Below are 1,883 nucleotides of genomic sequence, written 5' to 3' on the forward strand. Positions count from 1 at the left end.
GACTCGTACGTGTAAGGGATCACTAATCTAAAACACGTTATAGTTCTCCTCTTTTTCTATATAAAGATATTTATTACAAACTAAAGAAACACGTTGTGTACAATTATGAGAAACTTCCTGCTTATCATTTTAATTTCAGTTTCTACTTCGAGTTTTTCGCAAGTAAAAATTGACACATCTGATGTTAAATCGATAAGATATGAATGGAATATAAATCCGAAAACTAACGACACAACTCTCTGGACAAAACTGACTGAATATAAAAGTGGATTCTTCTATGAGAAAATTGAATTCTTAAATGACACTTCAAAATTTGGACATTTCTTTATCTACAAAGGAAAAAAAACAGAATCTCAAAAAAGAACTGATATTGAAAACCACGTTTCTGGAATGGGAAACGGAATTATAAATATTTACTACGATAAATTCAAAAATCCTGACAGTATTGTTTTATTAAAATATGAACCTGATTTTAAAAGAGTTACTACTGCAATTGAAAAACAATATAAAAGAAAAGGAAAACTTGATTTCATAACGGATTTAGATGGGAAGAACTATTTTAAATACAATCTGTTCGGGAAATTAAAACAAATTGAACATTACAGAGATTCTGTATTATATAAAACAAGTGATTTCAAAAATGACCTTTTGATTAACGAAACATTTCCTACCAGAAAAAAATATCGAAAAAAGTTCACTTACGAATACGATAAAAAAGGTCGATTGACCAAAAGAGATGATAAGGATTCTGAATTCTATCGCTACGAATACAACGAGTTTGGATTAAGTAAAATCGAAAAAGTGTATAAGAAAAAGAATGTTGTAATGGAATATACACTGTTGATTTATGACAAAAATGGCAAACTTGAAAGAAAAAAAGAGTTCTCTCGAAATGATAAATTGAGAAACGAATTTATATATGAATACAAATAACTGTACACAACAACGTATATAATCCATTGCTAGTACTAGCCTACTTGCGAAAATCCTCGCGGATTTTCTATTCGGTTTTTATTTGCTAAATTAGTTGCTCACACACGCAACGTATCATATACAAAACCGTTGGCAAACATTTAAGAAATGACCGAAAACAATCAAAATTCTAACGAAATGACTGCTGTTGGAGTAATAAAAAAAACAGTTGATGGAAACTATAGACTTCGGAGAATTTCGAGTATGTTATTAGACCATTTTCTAATGTGTATTTTGATTATCCCGCCAGCAATTATCCTGACTATAATATCTGAAAATATTGGACTAAAAATGAATGACGGAATGGGATTCTTTGTTTTTTTTCTGATAGTTTTTGTTTATTTAAATAAGGACTTTTTTAAAGGAAAAAGTCCTGCTAAACGGATTTTAGGCTATAAAGTAATAAATCAAAAAACGGAAAAACCAGCAACAGAATTGCAATGTTTCGTGCGGAATTTGACAATCTGTGTTGCTTGGCCTTTAGAAGTTGTTGTCGGATTTATAAATCCCGAAAGGCGAATTGGAGATTTTATTGCAAATACCAAAGTCGTAGAATCAGAAAAAGAGAAATTAAAGTCAATATGGACTGATTTAAAAAGCACAACGCTGAAATTAAATTTTATCGGAATTTTAATAATCGGTGGAATTTACTTTTATGGATTAAGTCTGATATTGCCGAACATGAATTAAAAAAACGATTTGCCAACACCGTATATAATTTATTGCTAGTTCTAGCCTACTTACGAAAATCCTCGCGGATTTTCTATTCGGTTTTTATTTGCTAAATTACGTGCTAAACCACGCAACAAACCATATACGTATTCCAAGATCAAATCCTAGTAATATTTAGTTTTATTTTTTAGGCTGCATATTGCTGAAGAACGACATAAGGTGTTCCTCTTTTTACTACG

2 protein-coding genes are annotated in these 1,883 nt (G+C 30.4%); both read left to right on the forward strand.

The window, feature by feature from the left end:
- The first annotated feature begins 105 nt into the window (after positions 1–105).
- The gene (locus tag DFQ09_RS18615; RefSeq protein WP_115813126.1) at positions 106–933 is read left to right on the forward strand and encodes a hypothetical protein; all 828 of its coding nucleotides are present in this window, start codon (positions 106–108) and stop codon (positions 931–933) included.
- 147 nt (positions 934–1,080) lie between these two features.
- Positions 1,081–1,662, forward strand: a complete 582-nt coding sequence (locus DFQ09_RS18620) for an RDD family protein (RefSeq protein WP_115813128.1) — start codon at positions 1,081–1,083, stop codon at positions 1,660–1,662.
- Positions 1,663–1,883: the final 221 nt, after the last annotated feature.

The organism is Winogradskyella pacifica, from assembly GCF_003386275.1.
In the GTDB taxonomy this organism is placed as follows: domain Bacteria; phylum Bacteroidota; class Bacteroidia; order Flavobacteriales; family Flavobacteriaceae; genus Winogradskyella; species Winogradskyella pacifica.